28 protein-coding genes are annotated in these 16,468 nt (G+C 69.1%); 9 read left to right on the forward strand and 19 right to left on the reverse strand.

What is annotated here, in order from left to right; translation table 11 throughout:
- Positions 1-13: 13 nt before the first annotated feature.
- From HUW46_RS10855 to HUW46_RS10880, 6 genes are all read right to left on the reverse strand, one after another.
- Positions 14-1,066 carry a hypothetical protein gene (locus HUW46_RS10855; protein WP_215547147.1) on the reverse strand — a complete coding sequence of 351 codons (1,053 nt, stop codon included), beginning with the start codon at positions 1,064-1,066 and terminating at the stop codon, positions 14-16.
- A gap of 102 nt (positions 1,067-1,168) precedes the next feature.
- The gene (locus HUW46_RS10860; RefSeq protein WP_215547148.1) at positions 1,169-1,948 is read right to left on the reverse strand and encodes a hypothetical protein; all 780 of its coding nucleotides are present in this window, start codon (positions 1,946-1,948) and stop codon (positions 1,169-1,171) included.
- Between the two features lie 187 nt (positions 1,949-2,135).
- On the reverse strand, positions 2,136-2,498 hold the full coding sequence (locus HUW46_RS10865) for a hypothetical protein (protein WP_215547149.1): 363 nt from the start codon (positions 2,496-2,498) through the stop codon (positions 2,136-2,138).
- A 49-nt stretch (positions 2,499-2,547) separates the two neighbouring features.
- Positions 2,548-2,781 (reverse strand): hypothetical protein, encoded by a 234-nt coding sequence (locus tag HUW46_RS10870; RefSeq protein WP_215547150.1) that lies wholly within the window; start codon positions 2,779-2,781, stop codon positions 2,548-2,550.
- Positions 2,781-3,164, reverse strand: coding sequence for a hypothetical protein (locus HUW46_RS10875; protein ID WP_215547151.1), 384 nt, complete (start codon positions 3,162-3,164; stop codon positions 2,781-2,783). The genes HUW46_RS10870 and HUW46_RS10875 overlap by 1 nt, the downstream gene beginning before the upstream one ends.
- Complete coding sequence (locus HUW46_RS10880) at positions 3,161-3,340, reverse strand: hypothetical protein (protein WP_215547152.1); 180 nt, start codon at positions 3,338-3,340, stop codon at positions 3,161-3,163. Before HUW46_RS10880 ends, HUW46_RS10875 begins: the two co-directional genes overlap by 4 nt.
- Before the next feature lie 14 nt (positions 3,341-3,354).
- On the opposite strand from HUW46_RS10880, the gene HUW46_RS10885 reads away from it, so the two are divergent.
- Positions 3,355-3,657: a hypothetical protein gene (locus HUW46_RS10885; protein ID WP_215547153.1), complete on the forward strand. Its 303-nt coding sequence runs from the start codon at positions 3,355-3,357 to the stop codon at positions 3,655-3,657.
- An 84-nt stretch (positions 3,658-3,741) separates the two neighbouring features.
- On the opposite strand, the gene HUW46_RS10890 is transcribed toward HUW46_RS10885, so the two are convergent.
- The 11 genes from HUW46_RS10890 to HUW46_RS10940 form a co-directional block, all read right to left on the reverse strand.
- Entirely contained in the window at positions 3,742-4,014 is a 273-nt protein-coding gene (locus HUW46_RS10890) for a hypothetical protein (protein WP_215547154.1), read from the reverse strand.
- A gap of 14 nt (positions 4,015-4,028) precedes the next feature.
- Positions 4,029-4,274, reverse strand: a complete 246-nt coding sequence (locus HUW46_RS10895; protein WP_215547155.1) for a hypothetical protein — start codon at positions 4,272-4,274, stop codon at positions 4,029-4,031.
- Between the two features lie 99 nt (positions 4,275-4,373).
- Complete coding sequence (locus HUW46_RS10900) at positions 4,374-4,622, reverse strand: hypothetical protein (RefSeq protein ID WP_215547156.1); 249 nt, start codon at positions 4,620-4,622, stop codon at positions 4,374-4,376.
- Positions 4,619-4,879 carry a helix-turn-helix domain-containing protein gene (locus HUW46_RS10905; RefSeq protein ID WP_215547157.1) on the reverse strand — a complete coding sequence of 87 codons (261 nt, stop codon included), beginning with the start codon at positions 4,877-4,879 and terminating at the stop codon, positions 4,619-4,621. The genes HUW46_RS10900 and HUW46_RS10905 overlap by 4 nt, the downstream gene beginning before the upstream one ends.
- 356 nt (positions 4,880-5,235) lie before the next feature.
- Positions 5,236-5,811 carry a hypothetical protein gene (locus HUW46_RS10910; protein WP_215547158.1) on the reverse strand — a complete coding sequence of 192 codons (576 nt, stop codon included), beginning with the start codon at positions 5,809-5,811 and terminating at the stop codon, positions 5,236-5,238.
- Positions 5,808-6,272: a hypothetical protein gene (locus HUW46_RS10915; RefSeq protein WP_215547159.1), complete on the reverse strand. Its 465-nt coding sequence runs from the start codon at positions 6,270-6,272 to the stop codon at positions 5,808-5,810. The genes HUW46_RS10910 and HUW46_RS10915 overlap by 4 nt, the downstream gene beginning before the upstream one ends.
- Positions 6,273-6,289: 17 nt before the next feature.
- The gene (locus tag HUW46_RS10920) at positions 6,290-6,661 is read right to left on the reverse strand and encodes a hypothetical protein (protein WP_215547160.1); all 372 of its coding nucleotides are present in this window, start codon (positions 6,659-6,661) and stop codon (positions 6,290-6,292) included.
- Positions 6,658-7,068: a hypothetical protein gene (locus tag HUW46_RS10925; protein ID WP_215547161.1), complete on the reverse strand. Its 411-nt coding sequence runs from the start codon at positions 7,066-7,068 to the stop codon at positions 6,658-6,660. The genes HUW46_RS10920 and HUW46_RS10925 overlap by 4 nt, the downstream gene beginning before the upstream one ends.
- Positions 7,065-7,463 carry a hypothetical protein gene (locus HUW46_RS10930; protein ID WP_215547162.1) on the reverse strand — a complete coding sequence of 133 codons (399 nt, stop codon included), beginning with the start codon at positions 7,461-7,463 and terminating at the stop codon, positions 7,065-7,067. Before HUW46_RS10930 ends, HUW46_RS10925 begins: the two co-directional genes overlap by 4 nt.
- Positions 7,457-7,765, reverse strand: a complete 309-nt coding sequence (locus HUW46_RS10935) for a hypothetical protein (RefSeq protein WP_215547163.1) — start codon at positions 7,763-7,765, stop codon at positions 7,457-7,459. The genes HUW46_RS10930 and HUW46_RS10935 overlap by 7 nt, the downstream gene beginning before the upstream one ends.
- 506 nt (positions 7,766-8,271) lie before the next feature.
- Complete coding sequence (locus HUW46_RS10940) at positions 8,272-8,649, reverse strand: hypothetical protein (protein WP_215547164.1); 378 nt, start codon at positions 8,647-8,649, stop codon at positions 8,272-8,274.
- Positions 8,650-8,735: 86 nt separating this feature from the next.
- On the opposite strand from HUW46_RS10940, the gene HUW46_RS10945 reads away from it, so the two are divergent.
- The 5 genes from HUW46_RS10945 (at position 8,736) to HUW46_RS10965 (ending at position 13,189) form a co-directional block, all read left to right on the forward strand.
- Complete coding sequence (locus tag HUW46_RS10945) at positions 8,736-9,296, forward strand: nitroreductase family protein (protein WP_215547165.1); 561 nt, start codon at positions 8,736-8,738, stop codon at positions 9,294-9,296.
- Positions 9,297-9,344: 48 nt separating this feature from the next.
- Complete coding sequence (locus HUW46_RS10950) at positions 9,345-9,881, forward strand: TetR/AcrR family transcriptional regulator (protein ID WP_215547166.1); 537 nt, start codon at positions 9,345-9,347, stop codon at positions 9,879-9,881.
- Between the two features lie 115 nt (positions 9,882-9,996).
- Entirely contained in the window at positions 9,997-10,566 is a 570-nt protein-coding gene (locus tag HUW46_RS10955) for a DedA family protein (RefSeq protein ID WP_254126051.1), read from the forward strand.
- Positions 10,567-10,587: 21 nt separating this feature from the next.
- Positions 10,588-11,223, forward strand: a complete 636-nt coding sequence (locus tag HUW46_RS10960; RefSeq protein WP_215547167.1) for a TetR/AcrR family transcriptional regulator — start codon at positions 10,588-10,590, stop codon at positions 11,221-11,223.
- A gap of 106 nt (positions 11,224-11,329) precedes the next feature.
- Positions 11,330-13,189, forward strand: coding sequence for a glycoside hydrolase family 35 protein (locus HUW46_RS10965; protein ID WP_215547168.1), 1,860 nt, complete (start codon positions 11,330-11,332; stop codon positions 13,187-13,189).
- A gap of 3 nt (positions 13,190-13,192) precedes the next feature.
- Here HUW46_RS10965 and HUW46_RS10970 read toward each other — a convergent pair whose 3' ends face one another.
- The gene (locus tag HUW46_RS10970) at positions 13,193-13,645 is read right to left on the reverse strand and encodes a winged helix-turn-helix transcriptional regulator (RefSeq protein WP_215547169.1); all 453 of its coding nucleotides are present in this window, start codon (positions 13,643-13,645) and stop codon (positions 13,193-13,195) included.
- 92 nt (positions 13,646-13,737) lie between these two features.
- On the opposite strand from HUW46_RS10970, the gene HUW46_RS10975 reads away from it, so the two are divergent.
- On the forward strand, positions 13,738-14,181 hold the full coding sequence (locus HUW46_RS10975; protein ID WP_215547170.1) for a pyridoxamine 5'-phosphate oxidase family protein: 444 nt from the start codon (positions 13,738-13,740) through the stop codon (positions 14,179-14,181).
- 4 nt (positions 14,182-14,185) lie between these two features.
- Here the strand turns inward: HUW46_RS10975 and HUW46_RS10980 are convergent, their stop codons facing one another.
- Positions 14,186-14,869, reverse strand: a complete 684-nt coding sequence (locus tag HUW46_RS10980; RefSeq protein ID WP_215547171.1) for an SMI1/KNR4 family protein — start codon at positions 14,867-14,869, stop codon at positions 14,186-14,188.
- 186 nt (positions 14,870-15,055) lie between these two features.
- Here HUW46_RS10980 and HUW46_RS10985 point away from each other — a divergent pair, with 186 nt between their 5' ends.
- Both HUW46_RS10985 and HUW46_RS10990 read left to right on the forward strand, forming a co-directional pair.
- Complete coding sequence (locus HUW46_RS10985) at positions 15,056-15,730, forward strand: ATP-binding cassette domain-containing protein (RefSeq protein ID WP_215547172.1); 675 nt, start codon at positions 15,056-15,058, stop codon at positions 15,728-15,730.
- 128 nt (positions 15,731-15,858) lie between these two features.
- On the forward strand, positions 15,859-16,464 hold the full coding sequence (locus HUW46_RS10990) for a response regulator transcription factor (protein ID WP_254126053.1): 606 nt from the start codon (positions 15,859-15,861) through the stop codon (positions 16,462-16,464).
- Positions 16,465-16,468: the final 4 nt, after the last annotated feature.

Raw genomic sequence — 16,468 nt, forward strand, 5'->3', positions numbered from 1 at the left:
ACGGCATGGCCGGTCAGGACTCCAGCTCGCCGAGCACCGCGTCCAGCGTCCGTTTGGGCTCGTCGCTGTCGAGGACCCGGGCGAGGATGTCGATCGCTTGTGTGGCCTCCAATTTCGTCAGGTCGTTGGATGAGGTGAGCGTTCGTTGCACGAGCTGCCCGACGACGGTGAGCTTGTCCCCGCGAGCGTCCACGTCGAGGTCACCGAGCTGGGCGTGCAACTTGTCGAGCTGCGAGCGCGTGGCCGGGGCCTCCCCCGCGTCATCACCGGAAGCGTCGGTGGGATCGGGTGTGGCGGGGTGGTCGTCGTCGCCGGGCAGGGACGGAGGTGGCGCGGCCCGGTCGGGTTCGGCGGTGGGGTCGGGCGGACTGCTGTCGGTGGGGGTGACCTTGGCCTTGGGGGCACCGTTTTTCGGGGCTGTACGGCGTTTTGCGGTGCGTTTCGCGGGTTGCGGTGCCTGGGGCTCGGCCGGGCCGGGTGGGGCCGTCAGGGTGGCCCTGGCGGGGTCCAGGTCGTCGGCGTCCTCCAGCTCGTCGACGGTCAGGGCGATCCCGCCCACCACGTCGGCGAACTTCCGGCGGCACAACCTCGTGGTCGCGCGCGCGTACAGCTTGTCCTCGGGGTAGCCGCCGAGGTCGATTTTCGCGCGCCGCGCCTGGTCCGCGGTGAAGGTGACTCGGGTCCAGGTCTCTTCGTCGCGTCGCCGTCCTTCCAGGACTACGCGGGTGTCGGTGACTTCGACGTCGCGCAGGTGGTGCCCGGCGGCCAGCGCCATGCCGCGCATGATCTCGGCCGACTTGCCGGGTTTTCCTTTCACGACGTGGATGTGCTGGAGGCTCGTCATCGGGCCGAGGCCCATTTCGCGGCCGGTCAGAATGGCGGCGGTGACGGCGGCCGGGTTGCCGCGCATCCCCTCCGGGACGAACGGGGTATCGGCGATCTGGGTAGCCAGTTTGGACACGTCGCGGACGACGAGGACCCATTGGTCCAATGTGGTCGGTGCGGTGACTTCGTGCTGTGGCCGGGAAACCTGCTGGTGCGCGTCGACGCGCTGAAGCTCGCTCATGTGCTGCCTCGGTCTGCTTGGTGCGCAGCGACCGGCAGGCAATGGGCTTCTGCGTGGAGCGCAAAACGGTGAACGTCAAGGGGTGTTCGCGGGGCGGTCGGGCTATCCGGCCTGCTGGAGCGCGGGCGGGAGGATCACCTCCCCCACGTAGTCGCGGGAGCGTGCGCAGGCGCGGGAAACCTCGCGGATGTACCGGAACTCGCGAAGCTGGTCCGGCCCGGCGGTCATCGGGTACAGGTCGGCGCCGTCGGCGCGCACGTGGATCACCGCGCAGCCGTCCACCTCGATCATGGGCTGCTCGTGGCCGTCGCTGTCCACGTAGGCATCGGCGTAGCGGTACCCGGCGAGCTGCCACGCCGTCTCCCCGAACACCCCGGACCGTGTGGTCTTGATGTCGCACAGCAGCCGCTTGCCCAGCGTCGGGAAATCGGCGATCAGGTCACCGGTCCCGGCCCAGCCGAAGGAGTGCGACACCGCCACGAACTCCACGAGCACCGGTTCGACGTCGAACCGGTCGAGGAAGTCCACATAGGCTTCGACATGCCCGGCCAACGCGTCCGGCACTTCGACCTCCTCCCCCGCGACCAGCCGCTCGGCGAGCCCGTGGACCTCGGTGCCCCGGCGGGCGGCGGCGTCGCGGTCGGCGAACCGTGCCCCGTTCAGCTTCGCCAGCCGGGTCGACAACGACATCTCGCCCAACTCGTCCCAATGATCGATCGCGTACTCCGCGGTCGTCTTCGCCGCCCAGTTGATCAGCGCCGGTTTCGGGACGCCGTCGGACAGGATCGTCGTGACCCCGGGGACTTTCAGGCCGTGGGCGTCCACGTAGGAGTGGCCCTTGCCGTGGTTCTTCCGGCGTATCGGGGGCGTGTACTCGCTCACGCGGCCACTCCCCTACGGCCGCGCGCGGACCGGTGAGCTCGCCGGATGGCCGTGCGCGTGCACAGGACCCGGCCGTGGTCGACGTAGCGGCCCGGCCAGAACGACACGGCCGGGTGCCCGCAGAACTGGCACACCCCGGCCGGGGGCATCGGGTAGGGCGGCCCTGGCCGGGCTCGCGGATCGGCGCTCATTGCCCGGACCCCGGCTCGTCGTCGGCCGCCGAGGTGTCCTCGTCGTGGGGACGCAGGGCGTCGATGGCTTCCTCGAGTTCCAGCGGGAGTTCGACCTTGCCGGTACGGCGCTCGTGCTGGCGGCGCAGGAGCCGGTGCAGGGTGGCGGCGTCGGCGGTGACGCCGGTGAACGCCTCGCAGGCCAGCACCTCAGCGGTGGGCACGACGTCTCCGGTCCTCGCGTTGGTGCGGATCTCCTTGGTCCGGACAAGCAGGACAGCGACGTGCACATCGTCGGGGCGTTCGACCAGGGACGAGGCGATCGCGGGCATTCCGTTGCGGTCATCGGCGGGGAGCGCGGGTGCGAGTTTGACCGACACGCGGGTTCCTTTCTGTGGCAGGGAATTCAGTGGGTGACCGGGGCGCCGGTTAGCAGGCGGCCCCGTGCCGGGCGGGCATGGGCTCGGGTTCGGCGAGGTACGGGACGGCCCGGCCGTGGAGGTGATGCCCGGCGGGGAAGCGGTGCCAGCGGTGACCGCAGCCGCCGCATTCCCAGTAGAGAACGCCGTCGTAGACACCGAAAATCTCGACGCCGAGGAAGTGGACGGACGAACAGGACGGACAGCGCACGTCGTCCTCGGTCAGCTCCAGCTCGGCGTCCATCACTCCGGCACCCCCAGCGCGGTGCGCAACTGCTTGAGCCGCCGCTCCGCGTTGAGCGCGCGGGACTTCCAGGCGTCGCGGTCCTCGGTGACCGCGGCGAGCTTGTCCAGCCGGGCCATGAGTTCGGCCAGCGGGAGGTTGAGCGAGTTGTCCGGGCCGTTGGTCTTGCGGCGGCTGTTGTGCCGGGCCAGGTGCGGGCGCACCGAGTTCGGGTTCGTCGAGGTGTACGAGCAGTGCAGGCAGCCGTAGACGATCGTGCCGTTCGCGAGCGTGAGCACGCGGGTCTGTGGCTGGTAGATCGTGTTCCCGGCCTTGTCCCGGAACGGCGCCTTGCGTGGTTCGTCGGCGACGACGGCGATCCCGTCGACCTCGGTGGCGGTCATGACCGGGCGTCCTGTTCGGCCGGACGTTCCGGCTCGCGATCGGCGTAGATCATCAGTCCGATCAGGACGTCGAGCCCGACTGTGGTCCAGCCCCACCAGTCGCGGGCGGTGTCCAGGTCCATGATCAGCAGGCGGGACAGCAGCAGTAGGGCGACGATGCGCAGGCTGAGCATCACGGGTTGATCCTTCGGTGACGGGGGAACTTCAAGACGGGGCGGCGGCGAAGAACGCGGTACTGGTCCACCAGTTCGGGACACTCACGGCGCAGGCGGGGCAGGTCGATACCCGTTCGCTTCTCGATCTCGCGCTCAACCGCCGGCAGACCGCCGAGGGTGCCGACGTCGGCATCGCCGAGCAGTGCGAGCAGTTCGGCCTCGATACGGTCCACAGTGGCTCGTGCCCGGCCGAAGGTGGCTCGGGCGTCGTGCCAGCTCCGGACGAGGTCCGCATGAAGGTCGAGGGGCACGCTGCGCTTGGCATCCAGTGGGGATGACCGCGGCGAGCTGGGCTGGTCGGGGTTCACTGTCTCTCCGAGAACGGGGCGGGAATACTGGAAGCCGGTGGGGACCGGAGGGACCTACTCGGCGGGCGCTGGAGCCGGGTCGGGGACGGGCTCCGTCGTGTCGCCGGTTCCTTCGGTTCCCACCTCCTTCGGTTCCGGGTCCTGTCCGGGTGTCTGGTCGGGCTCGGCCTGCTCGTTGGGCACGGTCGTCACCGGCGGCCATCCCGTGCCCAGGTCGTCGATGACCTCGGCGTCGTACTCGGCCACAAGCGCGTTGAACAGCGGTGTGTCCGGGTCGTGCTGGTCACGCATTTCCGCGATGTCCAGGTGTTCTGCGGTGCACGGCATCGGCTAAGTCCCTTTCAGACGAGGATGGAGACGGTGGACACGGCCAGCCCCAGGAACAGCACGGCCGTCACGGCCGTGGCCAGGGCGAGGCGTCGCTGCTCGGGCGGGGCGTCGCGGTAGTGGTCGAGGCGAGCGGCGGCCCGGGTGGACAGCGCGTCCAGGACCGCGCGGGCGACGTGGGCCAGCCGCCAGACCAGCCACAAGGGCGCCTCGACCAGGGCCGGGCGCACGATGAGCGCGTGCGTTGGGCGTTCGGCCATAGTGGATTGCCTTTCGAATCGTGAGGGTGGAGTAGTGCGCCCGCCCCGACGGAATGGGGGCGTTCGCTGCGGGGCGGGCGCACCTGCGCGGCCCGGCGGTTAGGCCGCGCGTTCCGCTCGCCGGGAACGCGGACGGGTATCTGGGCGAGTCCGCGTGCTCGGGGTACCGGCGGGCGGCGCCGGGATCGGCCGGAACAGGGCGGCGATGTCTCGTATCTGCTCGCTCGGCCAGTGCGGGGCGGCGTCGACCGTGCGTTTGATGGCGGTCCATTCGCCGTCGGACAAGGTCAGGCCGCGCTCGGCGTAGAACCGCTCCGTCCACTCACGATTGACGCTGGTGTCGTTCATGCGGCATCAGCGCCTTCGCGGGCGTACGGGGCGACCAGCGCGAGATCGGTGAACACGAACAGACTGCCCCGGGGGACCCCGAGGGCGTCTTCGATACCGGCCGCAGTGTCCAGCCTGACCGTGGACCGCTTGCCCTGAATCAGAAGGTTGATCGCGGTGGGGCTGATGCCCACCGCATTCGCGAGCTGCCGCTGAGAACCGGCAGCCTGCGTACGTTCCAGCAGCGCAGCCAAGCTGCGTACGCGCACAGTGACCATGCGGGAGTGCCCTTTCATCTCACTCGGAAGCGCAGCGGTCGGCAGGAAATGGGCTTCTGCGTGGTGCGCGGTTGTTCGTCGAATGCGGACGCCACCGTAAGCATGATCGCGCCGCCCCGTCAACACAGGAAAAACCACAAAGCGCCGTCAACTGTGATTCAATCCTGTGCTGTCGTGCGAGCGCGCAGAGTGATATACCTCTAATGACCTAAAGAATTCCTGAAATAAACTCTTGCCTTGAATTCCGCCAGTTAATCCGGTCGGGGGAACTCGGCCTCGACCAGCATTTCCGGCAGACGGTGAACACGACGGAGCCCCGGCCGCCACGCGACCGGGGCTCCGTCCTTACAGGATGATCAGCAGGGGCGTACCAGCTTCCACGCCACCCGCGCCATCACCAGGATGGGCCGCGCCACGAACTTCGCCCGCAGCTCCGGCTTCAGCATCTCGTAGACCGTGATGATCGCGTTCGCGGTCTGCGGATCGAGGACAACGCCCTCGATCTTGCGTCCCACGAACTTGTCCCGCACCTCCCGCAGGATCACGATCTTGTCCGGCTCGGTCTCGGTGGCCTCGCGCAGCTCGTCGGCGAACAGCGCCTCGTCCATCCAGGACCGCCAGTCCTCCGTCTCCCTGCACGGCCAGCAGTTGACCGCCCGCGGGTTCGCCGTCACCTCCGGATCGGCTGCCCTGCTCGCGCACGCCGCACTTCCCGGGGACTGGGGCGATTCGAAGTGGACCGCGACCTCGTTGGCCAACAACGCCTCAGTCCAGCCCTGCCGGAAGTCCTTCATGATCTCGATCGCGCCCGTACCGACCGGTCGATCGCCGATCGCGGCACGGACAGCGGCATTGAGCCACGGCGAACCCGACTCGCCCTCCAGGTACGCCTGGCGGCCCACCTCCACCATGTCCTGGTTCTCGCCGGTCATTCCGCCACCTCCCGAGGACGGACTTCCAAGATGCGGTCACGCTTGTACTTCAGCGGCCACGGAAACCCCGCTTCCACGCTGACGGTGACCTTGTTGACCCTGACCAGCCGGTACCACCCGTCGTCGAGGCGCACGGCGGTCGCCGCCCTCAGCTCCTCCTCCGTGTACGGGACGGGCGCCACCTTGCGCAGCCACTCCACCCGGGACAGACAGCTCTTGTACTCCTGTTCTGCCGCGTCGTACGCCTTGTACGCCTCCATGTCCAAGTCGAACTTCGTCTCCGCTTTCCTGGCCTGCCTCGCAGTCTTGCGACGGAAGGCACTGGCCGGATCGGTCTCGACCTCCGAACGCGGCGCCGTGCGCCCCTCGTACCTCGCCTTCAACCTGTCCCGCTTCTCCTCAGCAGGTTTCACGGCGGCCTCGGCCAACGCCAGAACCTCGGCGTAGTTGTCGACCGTCACTTTGCTGTGCAAGGTCGTCATCTCGCGTCCCGCCTCCGATCCATGTAGTCGTGCAGCGGGATCGGGAGCGAATGCCCGAAGAAGCCGATCCAGTCCTCATAACAACTGGAGTGCACGACGTACGCCCCGCTGGCCATGTAGCCGTTGCGATCCGGCGGGCACCGGTCCGCCGGACGCGTCACGATGTCGCCTGCCACCACGTACAGCAGCACCAACGGCATGTTCGGACGGACCGGCCGCGAACGCGGGACACCATCGCCCACCACGAACACCTCCCAGACCTCCGGATTCCCGCTGATCAACCGGCTCGCGTCCCGCCGAACAACCGGCCAGGGCCGCAAGACCCTCGCCCGCATCCCGTACAGCACCGGCTTCGCCTGCCCAGTCATCGACTCTCCCCCTGCTGACGCGATTGCAGCACCGCGTTGGTGACCAGAAGCTCGCGTTCCTTGCCGGACAGCAACTCGTCCACATTGGCCTCGCCAGGGCGCACCACACGCGGAATGCGATGCTCCGGACGCCACTCCACGCCCATGATTTCGTCGGAAGCCATCGACGTCCCCCGCGGGCTGTAGACCTCGGCCGTCACCACGACGAACACCAACCGCTTCTGCAACCAGGCGTAGTAATCGTGAGCGGTGTACGCCCCGAGCCCGAAACCCAGCGGTGTCGTGATCGAGTCGATCCGGTCCGGCCGAATCGTCACCGTCCAGTCAATCGGGACAGACAGCTCCCAACCCGCCAGTTCCTCGGCCGAAACGATCTGCTCCCCCGCTTCCAACTGACCCGACCTCATGCGCCGACCTCCCGCTCAGCACTCGCGAGAACATCGCTAACCAGTTCCCGGAGGTCCTCGTAGGACAGCAGCCCGTCGACATCGGCATCACCGACGTACTGAGGCTTCTGGTTGTCCGGGCGCCACCCCAACCCGTCGACCTCGACTTGGGCCAGGCTGACGTCTCCCTCGAAGACCTCGGCCACGACAACAACGAACACCAGCTCACCGTCCAGAAAGGCCCGGTAGTCATGCGCCGAGTAGTGCCCTACCTCGAAGTCCAGCGGCGTACGATCCGCCTCGAACCGAGCCGGGCGAACTGTGATCACCCACTCCTCGGGCGGAGCAATCCCCCACAGGACAAGCGTCTCCCAAAGAACCACTATCTCGCCCGATTCCAATTCGCCGTTCAGCACGAGCTTTCCTCCCGCCTCTGCGCGGGAAGCGACGACTCGTCGTCCACGAGCGACACATCAATCTTCGTGATGAAATGCCCCTCCTTGATGACCTCGGCTATCCGACGGCCAGCATTTCTAGCAGCGACGTCGGGATGCGGCGCGTGCACGAGGGCTACGAACATCAGGCCCGACGCCTCCAACGACAGCTCCACCCGATAGGCGTGGAGCGCATCGTTGACACGTGCAGGACCGGCCTTTCCAGACGGCGGCGGGTCATTCAACACAAGCCGCGATCGGCGGCCGTGATTTCGATATGCCACTTGCCGATTCCTTTCAAATTCTGTCCGGGTCAAATGTCAGGGAAACCCCTGACAGGGCAACGACAACCCTACGCGGAAAGAAATGAAAAGGGCTCCCGCCAGGGAAAACAATTCCCTGAGCGATTACGCGATGGCATGGTCCGACCCATGAGCCCTGATTGGTCGCGGTACTACGGCACATCCCCGCATCCAGTCCCACCGCCATGGCTAGGCCAACGTCCAGACCCGGCCGAATATCGGCGTGTGTGGTGGGCATCGATCACGTCCACAAAGGACCCCACGATCAGGCGCAGGATCGAGACATACCTGATCGACAGCGAACGGTTCGAAATCTGGATCGCCGTCAACGACGAGAAAAGGACCCTTCAACTCGAATACGACTCGGAGCCGGAAGCGCTCCAAGGTCACCGAGCTGCGGTCACCTCCATCGCGTCCACAGTGCCCGGAGCCTTGGTTACCAGCGAAAGCCCGCCCCAATTGCCTTCTGACCTGGACAAACCGCAAACCTAGCCCAAGTGGGTGAAAGTGTGTTGTTTTCGGGGGTTGGGCTGGCCCGAGGCGTCGGCCATCGAGAACACGATCATGCCCGCCGCGGCCGCGCACCACCCGAAGCCCGCGCCGCTCGCGAGCCGCAGCGCGCGGTACGCCCCGGCCGACAGCGTGCCCGGTGCCGCGCCCGGCGCGACGAACAGCGCGAAGCACAGGCCACCGACGGTGATCGCGCCGCAGCCGTCCGCGGCCAGGCGCAGCACCGCGCTGCCGTAGCCGGTCAGCGGGCCGGGATCGGCGTTGCCGAGCAGGCCGTGGACGTCACCGGAGACCGCGGTCATGCCCAGCAGCACGACGAGCGCGAGGCCGGTCACACCCAGCAGCCACCCACGCACGCGCTTCCCCTTGTCCGTCCACCGGTTCCCTGTTCAGGAAGTCGGATGGCGGGCGCGCGCGGTTCCCGGGCGTAGGGTCGAGGATCGTGACCGCACTCGCAGATTTACTCGCCCGCCGCCGGAGCTGCCGGGAATTCGCCGCCACCCCACTGGGATCCGACGCGCTCACCGGAGTGTTGTGGGCGGCGCAGGGCTCGACCGGGGACGGGCACCGCACGGGCCCGTCCGCGCACGCGCGGTACCCGCTGTCGGTGTGCGCGGCCGTTCCCGGCGGAATCCACTGGTACGAAACGGAAACCGGCGCGCTCGTGCCCGGGGCGCCGGGGGACCACCGGGCCGCCGTCGCGCGAACGTCGCTCGCCGACGAAGCGTGGCTCGGTACCGCGCCCGCGCTGCTGGTGCTCAGCGGCAGCCTCGCGGCGGCACGCGCCGCGTTCGCCGAGCAGCCGCCCGCCGGTGTGCGCGGCGAACGATACCTCTGGCTCGAAGCCGGGCACGCCAGCCAGAACGTCTACCTGTGGGCGACCGAAAACGGGCTCGGCGCGGTGCTCGTCGCGGGCTTCGACGACGAACGGCTCCGCGCGCTCCCCGTCGTCCCGGACGGCGCCGACCCACTCGCGATCCTCGCCGTCGGCCATCCCGCGTGAGCTGTCCAAAGTGGGCAGCGTCCAGCAGGCGGGGAGTACCCTCGTACCGTGCCCGAAGACCCGGCGAGGGAACAACTGCTCGACGCCGCCGAGCGGGTGTTCTACGCACGCGGCATCCAGGCCGTCGGCATGGACGAGCTGCGCGCCGCGGCCGGGCTGCCGTTGAAGCGGATCTACCAGCTCTACCCCGGTAAGGACGATCTCGTCGTCGCGTTCCTGCGGCGGCGGCACACGCGCATGATGACGGCGATCCGCGCGAACACGGAGCACGCGGCCGAACCGGCGCTCGCGCTCTTCGACTGGTTGCGCGACTGGTTCTCCGAACCCGGTTTCCGCGGCTGCGCGTGGCTGAACGCCTACGGCGAACTGGGGCCGACCAACGCGGGCGTCGCCGAAGAGGCGCGGCGCCACAAGCGGGAGTTCCGCGCGCTGCTGATCGGGCTGGCCGACGGGTACCCGGCCGACGTCGCGCACGCGGTGTACCTCCTCGCCGAGGGCGCGATCGCCGCCGCCGCGATCTCGGGCACCGCCGAACCCGCGGTCGAAGCCCGGCGCGTCGCCGAAACGCTGCTGCGCCCGCTGTAGCGCGGATCGCACGCGGTCCGGGAATCTGTTCGCCACCTGTCCGGTTGCTGTGAATGCGCCATGATCGCGAGCGCTTCGGCTCGTGGGTCGGCTAACTGGAAGGGTGGACGCTTCCGTGACGGGCCTTCTCGTGCTGCTGGGCATCACGATGGTCCCGTTCCTGCCCTCCGACGTCACGATCATCGGCATGGCGGTCGCCGCTGCGCACGGCGACGGCCCGTCGCTCGCGCTCGTGATCGCCGCCGGGACGGTCGGCGGGCTGGTGTCCGATCAGCTCCTCTACCTCGCGGGCCGCACGGGCGGGCGAGTGCTGGTCGCCAGGCTCAGCCGCCATCGCCGGTTCGCGACCGCGATCGGCTGGGTCGACGCACGGCTGCGGCGCCGTCCCCGCCGGGTGCTCGTCATCGCGCGGTGGGTGCCCTCGGGCGGGCTCGTCGGCGCGCTGCTCGCGGGTTCGCTCCGCCGCCCGGTCGCCGAGTTCTTCACCGCCTCGGCGATCGGCCTCGTGCTGTGGACCAGTTACGAGGCCCTGCTCGGCTACGCGGGCGGCCAGATCTTCGGCGAGCCGGAGATCAGCATGGCGCTGTCGCTGACGGTCGCGCTGGTCCTGATCCCGCTGGCGTTCCGCGGCGTGCGCGTCGCGAAGGCGGCGCCGGTCGAGCCGGACCTCGAACCGGTGGCGTGATCCGTTGTTAACCTTGCACGGATGAGCGACTCGCGCGACTTCGAAGCGCTGCCCCGCGGGCGGCACCGGCTGAGCCGCGAAGAGGTCCGCGCCTCCCAACGCGGGCGGCTGCTGCTCGGGATGGCCGAAGTGGTCGCGGAAAAGGGGTACGTCCGCGCCACCGTCGCCGACGTGCTCAAGAAGGTGCACGTCTCACGGGAAACCTTCTACCAGCACTTCGCCGACAAGGAGCAGTGCTTCCTGACCGTGCTCGATTCCGCGTCGACGCTGTTCGCCGGCGCGTTGGCCGAGCAGGCGGGCCCCGAAGGCACCGCCAGCGTGATGGAACGCTTCGAACGGGTGCTGACCGCCTACTTCGCCGCGCTGGCCGGGGAGGCGGCGATCGCGCGCGTGTTCTTCGTCGAGTGCTATTCGGCGGGGCCCGCGGCGCAGCGCAAGCGCGTCGAAATCGCCGACCGGTTCGTCGAGCTGCTCGACGCCGCGCTGGTGCTGGAACCGGGCTGGCGGAAGCTGCCCGATCACCGGTTCGCCTGCCGGATACTCGCGGGTGGGATCAGCTCGCTCGTCGCCAACGCCCTGATCGCCGATCGCGCCGAGGAACTGCGGTCGCTGGCGCCGAAAGTCGTCGAACTGGCCAACCACCTGATGCGGGCCTGACCCCTCTCCCCGGAGCACGAACAGCCCTACCGATCTGTTCGATCACGTCCTATCATGTTCGAAAACCAACAGATTTCATCAACTTCGAACAGAACGGGACGGTGCCATGGGCTCGCTCAGCAGGAGGGGTTTCCTCGGCGGCGCGGCCGCCGCCGTGGGGGTGGCGGCCGCGGGCACGCTGTTCACCAGCACCGTGTTCGCCGGGCCCGCCGGTGCCGAAGGACGCCGAGGGCTGTCCGTCTCCGGCGAGCGGTTCCTGCTCGACGGCGAACCGTTCCAGCTCGTCTCCGGGGCCGTGCACTACTTCCGGATCCACCCCGACCAGTGGCGCGACCGGCTGCTGCGCCTGCGCGCGCTCGGGCTGAACACCGTCGAGACCTACGTCGCCTGGAACTTCCACCAGCCGTCGAAGACCCGGCCCGACTTCGGCGGCTGGCGCGATCTGCCGAGGTTCATCCGCATCGCGGGCGAACTGGGCCTGCGCGTGATCGTCCGCCCCAGCCCGTACATCTGCGCGGAATGGGAGTTCGGCGGCCTGCCGTCGTGGCTGCTCGCGGACCGCGAGCTGGAGCTGCGCTGCCTCGATCCGGCCTACCTGAAGGCCGTCGACGCCTGGTACGACGAGCTGATCCCGCGGCTGACCCCGCTCGAAGCGGGCCGCGGCGGGCCGATCATCGCCGCGCAGATCGAAAACGAGTACGGCAGCTACGGCAACGACACGTCTTACCTGGCGCACCTGCGCGACAGCATGCGCGCCCGCGGTCTGCGCAGCCTGCTCTTCGCCGCGGACGGGGCGTCGGAGCACTACATGCGGTTCGGCTCGCTGCCGGGCACGCTCGAAGTCGGCACCGGCGACGGCGACCCGAAACCGAGCATCGACGCGATCCGGAAGTTCCAGCCGGGCAAGCCGGTGATGATGGCGGAGTTCTGGGACGGCTGGTTCGACCACTGGGGCGAGCGGCACAACACCCGCGACCCCAAGGAAATGGCGGGCTACGTCGACACCCTGCTCTCGGCGGGGGCGTCGGTGAACCTGTACATGGCTTGTGGCGGCACCAACTTCGGCTTCACCAGCGGCGCCAACACCTCCGGGAAGACCTACCAGCCGACGATCACCAGCTACGACTACGACTCCCCCGTCGGCGAAGCGGGCGACCTCGGCGCGAAGTTCGAGGCGATCAGGGCCGTGCTCGACAAGCACACCGAGCTGCCGCCGGGACCGGTACCGGGCAAGTCCCCGCGACTGGCCGCGCAGACCGTGAAACCCGATGCCGCCGTGTCGCTGCTGGACTCGCTCGCGGTGCTGTCCAAGCCGATCCAGAAGGCGCACCCGGTGCCGATGGAAACCGTCGGCCAGTCCACCGGGCTCATCCACTACCGCACCACGGTGCAGGGGCCGCACCGCGGGCCGTTGAGCATCCACGGCCTCGCCGACCGCGCGCTGGTGTTCCTCGACGGCGAACAGGTGGGCGTCCTGGACCGCAACGCCCCCGACGGCAAGATCGACCTCACCCTGCCGCATGAACGGAACCGGATCGACATCCTGGTGGACGCGATGGGCAGGGTGAACTACGGCCCGTACCTCGCCGACCGCAAGGGCATCGACGGCTGGGTCGCGCTGAACACGCAGCAGAAGCTGTTCGGCTGGGAGATCCGGCCGCTCCCGCTCGACGACCTGGCGAAGCTGCGGTTCGGCGCGGGCGCGCCCGGCACCGGTCCCGCCTTCCACCGCGCCACGGTCACCGTGCCGACCCCGGAGGACGGGTTCGTCGCGCTGCCCGGCTGGGAGAAGGGCATCGTCTGGCTCAACGGCTTCAACCTCGGCCGCTACTGGAAGATCGGGCCGCAGAAGACCTTGTACGCGCCCAAACCGCTGTGGCGCGCGGGCCGCAACGAACTGGTGGTGCTGGAACTGCACCAGCCCGGCGACACGATCGAAATCCGCCCGGAAGCCGATCTGGGGTAGCGCTCACGCGGCTCCGGGGCCCGGCAGCACGTCGACGTCGGTGGCGTGCATGGCCCCGCCGCATTCCGAGCAGACCGGCTCCACGTGGGCGATCTTCCCGCACGCGTGGTGCCGGTAGAGCACCGGCGGCCCGGCGTAGCCCGCCCGCCACCGGTCGCCCCAGCGCACCATGCTCAGCAGCAGGTCGCACAGTTCCCTGCCCTGCTCGGTGAGCACGTACTCGTGGCGCGGCGGCCGGTCGGAATACGGGCGCGTTTCCAGGACGCCGTTGTCGACGAGCCATTTCAGCCGGACGGTCAGCACCTTCCTGGAGATGTTCAGGTCCTCGCGGATCTGTTCGAAGCGGGTGAGGCCGACGTAGATGTCGCGCAGGATCAGCGGTGACCACGGTTCCCCGATCACGTCGAGCGTGCGGGCGATCGAGCAGGTCATGTTCCCGAACTGGGTGCGTTGCATGACACGAGTCTAGCCCAGTGTGTTCCCTCAGGAAACTTTGTCTGCTAATGTCAGTTCCCTCAGGAGATCAACCCGATGAACAGGAGCGGACCATGCCGAGGACACTCACCGAGACCGAGCGCGAGAACTTCCTGGCCGAGCCGCGCGTCGGCGTGCTCAGCATCGCGGACACCGGTGACCGGCCGCCGCTGACCGTCCCCGTCTGGTACGCCTACACCCCCGGCGGCGAGCTCAGCTTCTTCACCGGGACGCAGGGCCGCACGGCCCGCAAGACGCGGCTGCTCGAAGCCGCGGGCAAGTTCAGCTTCTGCGTGCAGCAGCCGGAATTCCCGTACAAGTACGTGACCGTCGAATGCACGGTGACCGGCGCCGACCGCGCCCCGGCGCCGGAGCCCGTGCGCGAGATCATCTCCCGCTACCTGCCCGCCGAGGCGGCCGAAGCGTTCGCCAAGGGCGAGACGGACGAGCCGACCGGCACGTTCGTCCTGTTCACCGCGCGGCCGGAGCGCTGGCTCAGCTCCGACTTCGCCGAGTGAGCCGTCATTCCCAGCGGAGTACGCCGTCGGCGACGGTGCGCGTGGCGGGTTCCCGCGCACCGGTCGTGCGGCCTCGTTCGAGGCCGTCCGCGACGTCGGCGAGCATGGCCGCGAGGCTCGGCCAGTCCGGTTCGAGCACAGCGGTGCCAACCTTGTCGAAGCGCATGACGCAGCCGCGCAGCGGGCCCTCCCGCAGGTCGACGAAAAGATCGGCGCCACCGTTGTCCCCCGCGATGGGCAACCAAACCGGGAGGTACATCGCATCGCACGGGGTGCCCGCGGGCTGCGCCATGAACTCGGCCACCCGTTCTTCGACCGTGGGTTCCGGCGTTCCCAGCCACGCTCCGAGCTCCCGCGTCATCCGCGCGTGGTCGTGCTCGGGAGCGGGCTTGTGCCACACCCTGATCCAGCTACTCCTGCTGTCCAGTGCCCGCGAGACCGGGTAGGGGTCGAACCACGGCGGCAGCAGGTGCCCGGGGTGCGGGTAAGCGTCCGCCACGCCGTCGGCGAGGCGCCACCACGCGAGGAGGTCTTCGGGAAGCGGGACGCCGAGCGCCTCGGCCACGCGGTCGAGGTCCGCTTCTTCGGCGGGCGGGCGGATCCTGGCGAGCACGCCGGGCGCACCGGTGGCGAGCCACCGCCGGATCCGGTCCCACGACCCGGCGACGTCCGGTCCGGAAAGGGGCATGCCCCAGGCTATCGCCGGTCCTTTGTGGATCTTGACGCGACGCCGGGCGGCCGTCACCGGCACGGGGGTGGACGTAGGTCCCCCGAGAGACGCCATTCACCACCATCGGAACTCCCCCGCGCGCTCCCTATCGTTGTTCTCATCCGGCAGGGAGCCGGGAAAACCCCAGGCAGAGGAGCGATGATCATGAACGGGACCGCGGCAGGCATCTACTTCGACTCCGTGCGCACCGCGGGCCGTGCCGCGGCAGTGGTGGAGTCGCCGCTGAACGGCATCTCGCTTTCGCTCGCCGCCGGCAGCGTCACCGCCGTCATCGGCACCGAGGACGGCGGGGCCGCGGCGCTCCTGCGCTGCGTCGCCGGCCTCGAGCGCGCCACCGAGGGTTCGGTGCGCATCGGCGGCACCGACCTCGGCCTCCTCGGCGACGACGGACTCCTCGCCCTGCGCCGCGAGCGCATCGGCGTGCTCGGCCGCTCGCCCATGCTGGTCGGCGCGCTCAGCGTGCAGGAGAACGTCGAACTCCCCCTCCGCCTCGCCGGACGCGCGCTGGCCGCCACCGAACTGGCCGAGCTGCTGGAGCGCACCGGGCTGACCGCGCACCGTTACGAGCGCGCCGACTCGCTGCCCCGCGCGCTGCGGCACCGCGTCGCCTTCGCCCGCGCACTGGCGATTTCGCCCGCGGTCATCGTCGCGGACGAACCGGCCGCCGAGCTCGATTCCGCCGAGCGCCGCGAGCTGTTCCGCCTCCTGCGCGAAAGCGGCAGCACCGTTCTGCTCGCCTCGACCGACGCCACCGCAACCGGTTTCGCCGATTCCGCGCTTTTCCTCGCCGACGGCAAGCTCACCGTAGCCGTGCCGTGACGACCCGCGACACCTGTCCTCCCCTTCGTGCCAGGATTCGGTCGGCCGCACCGATGTTGTGGTTTCTCAGCCGAAATCCCCGGTCCGGCGGGATAGAGTGGACAGTGGAGCGCGGGAGGTGGACGGGCTTGATCAAGGTTGTGCTGGCCGAGGACATGCACATGGTGCGTGGTGCGTTGGTCGCGTTGCTGAACCTGGAGCCCGACATCGAAGTCGTCGCCGAGGCCGCGGTCGGCACGGACATCCTGCCCACGGTGCAAAAGCACCACCCGGACGTCGCGGTGATCGACATCGACCTCCCCCTGCTCGACGGGCTCAGCGCGGTGAAGCTGTTGCAGGAACACACACCCGCGGTCCGCACCCTGATCGTCACCAGCCTCGGCCGCCCGGCCACGCTCCGCAGGGCGTTGTCCGCCAAGGTCGGCGGGCTGCTGCTCAAGGACGCACCGGCGAAGGAACTCGCCGACGCGATCCGCTCGGTCAACGCCGGGAAACGGGTGGTGGACAACCAACTCGCACTGGCTGCTTTGGACAGCGCCGAGTGTCCACTCACACCACGCGAACTGGAAGTGCTGGCGCTGGCGGCCGACGGCGCCGAGGCCGTCGAGATCGCGACAAAGCTTTTCCTTTCCGCGGGAACGGTTCGCAACTACCTCACCACGATCGCGACGAAGCTCAACGCGCGCAGCCGCGTCGACGCCATCCGCATCGCCCGCGACACCGGCTGGCTCTGACCGC

The organism is Amycolatopsis sp. CA-230715 (genome assembly GCF_018736145.1).
Lineage (GTDB): Bacteria > Actinomycetota > Actinomycetes > Mycobacteriales > Pseudonocardiaceae > Amycolatopsis.

Excerpts from the sequence above, each read along its gene's own strand:
- HUW46_RS10855 (WP_215547147.1), bottom strand. The coding sequence starts at position 1,066 with ATGAGCGAGCTTCAGCGCGTCGACGCGCACCAGCAGGTTTCCCGGCCA.
- HUW46_RS10870 (WP_215547150.1), bottom strand. The coding sequence starts at position 2,781 with ATGGACGCCGAGCTGGAGCTGACCGAGGACGACGTGCGCTGTCCGTCC.
- HUW46_RS10875 (WP_215547151.1), bottom strand. The coding sequence starts at position 3,164 with ATGACCGCCACCGAGGTCGACGGGATCGCCGTCGTCGCCGACGAACCA.
- HUW46_RS10890 (WP_215547154.1), bottom strand. The coding sequence starts at position 4,014 with ATGCCGTGCACCGCAGAACACCTGGACATCGCGGAAATGCGTGACCAG.
- HUW46_RS10895 (WP_215547155.1), bottom strand. The coding sequence starts at position 4,274 with ATGGCCGAACGCCCAACGCACGCGCTCATCGTGCGCCCGGCCCTGGTC.
- HUW46_RS10900 (WP_215547156.1), bottom strand. The coding sequence starts at position 4,622 with ATGAACGACACCAGCGTCAATCGTGAGTGGACGGAGCGGTTCTACGCC.
- HUW46_RS10905 (WP_215547157.1), bottom strand. The coding sequence starts at position 4,879 with ATGGTCACTGTGCGCGTACGCAGCTTGGCTGCGCTGCTGGAACGTACG.
- HUW46_RS10910 (WP_215547158.1), bottom strand. The coding sequence starts at position 5,811 with ATGACCGGCGAGAACCAGGACATGGTGGAGGTGGGCCGCCAGGCGTAC.
- HUW46_RS10920 (WP_215547160.1), bottom strand. The coding sequence starts at position 6,661 with ATGACTGGGCAGGCGAAGCCGGTGCTGTACGGGATGCGGGCGAGGGTC.
- HUW46_RS10925 (WP_215547161.1), bottom strand. The coding sequence starts at position 7,068 with ATGAGGTCGGGTCAGTTGGAAGCGGGGGAGCAGATCGTTTCGGCCGAG.
- HUW46_RS10960 (WP_215547167.1), top strand. The coding sequence starts at position 10,588 with ATGAGCGACTCGCGCGACTTCGAAGCGCTGCCCCGCGGGCGGCACCGG.
- HUW46_RS10965 (WP_215547168.1), top strand. The coding sequence starts at position 11,330 with ATGGGCTCGCTCAGCAGGAGGGGTTTCCTCGGCGGCGCGGCCGCCGCC.
- HUW46_RS10970 (WP_215547169.1), bottom strand. The coding sequence starts at position 13,645 with ATGCAACGCACCCAGTTCGGGAACATGACCTGCTCGATCGCCCGCACG.
- HUW46_RS10975 (WP_215547170.1), top strand. The coding sequence starts at position 13,738 with ATGCCGAGGACACTCACCGAGACCGAGCGCGAGAACTTCCTGGCCGAG.
- HUW46_RS10980 (WP_215547171.1), bottom strand. The coding sequence starts at position 14,869 with ATGCCCCTTTCCGGACCGGACGTCGCCGGGTCGTGGGACCGGATCCGG.
- HUW46_RS10985 (WP_215547172.1), top strand. The coding sequence starts at position 15,056 with ATGAACGGGACCGCGGCAGGCATCTACTTCGACTCCGTGCGCACCGCG.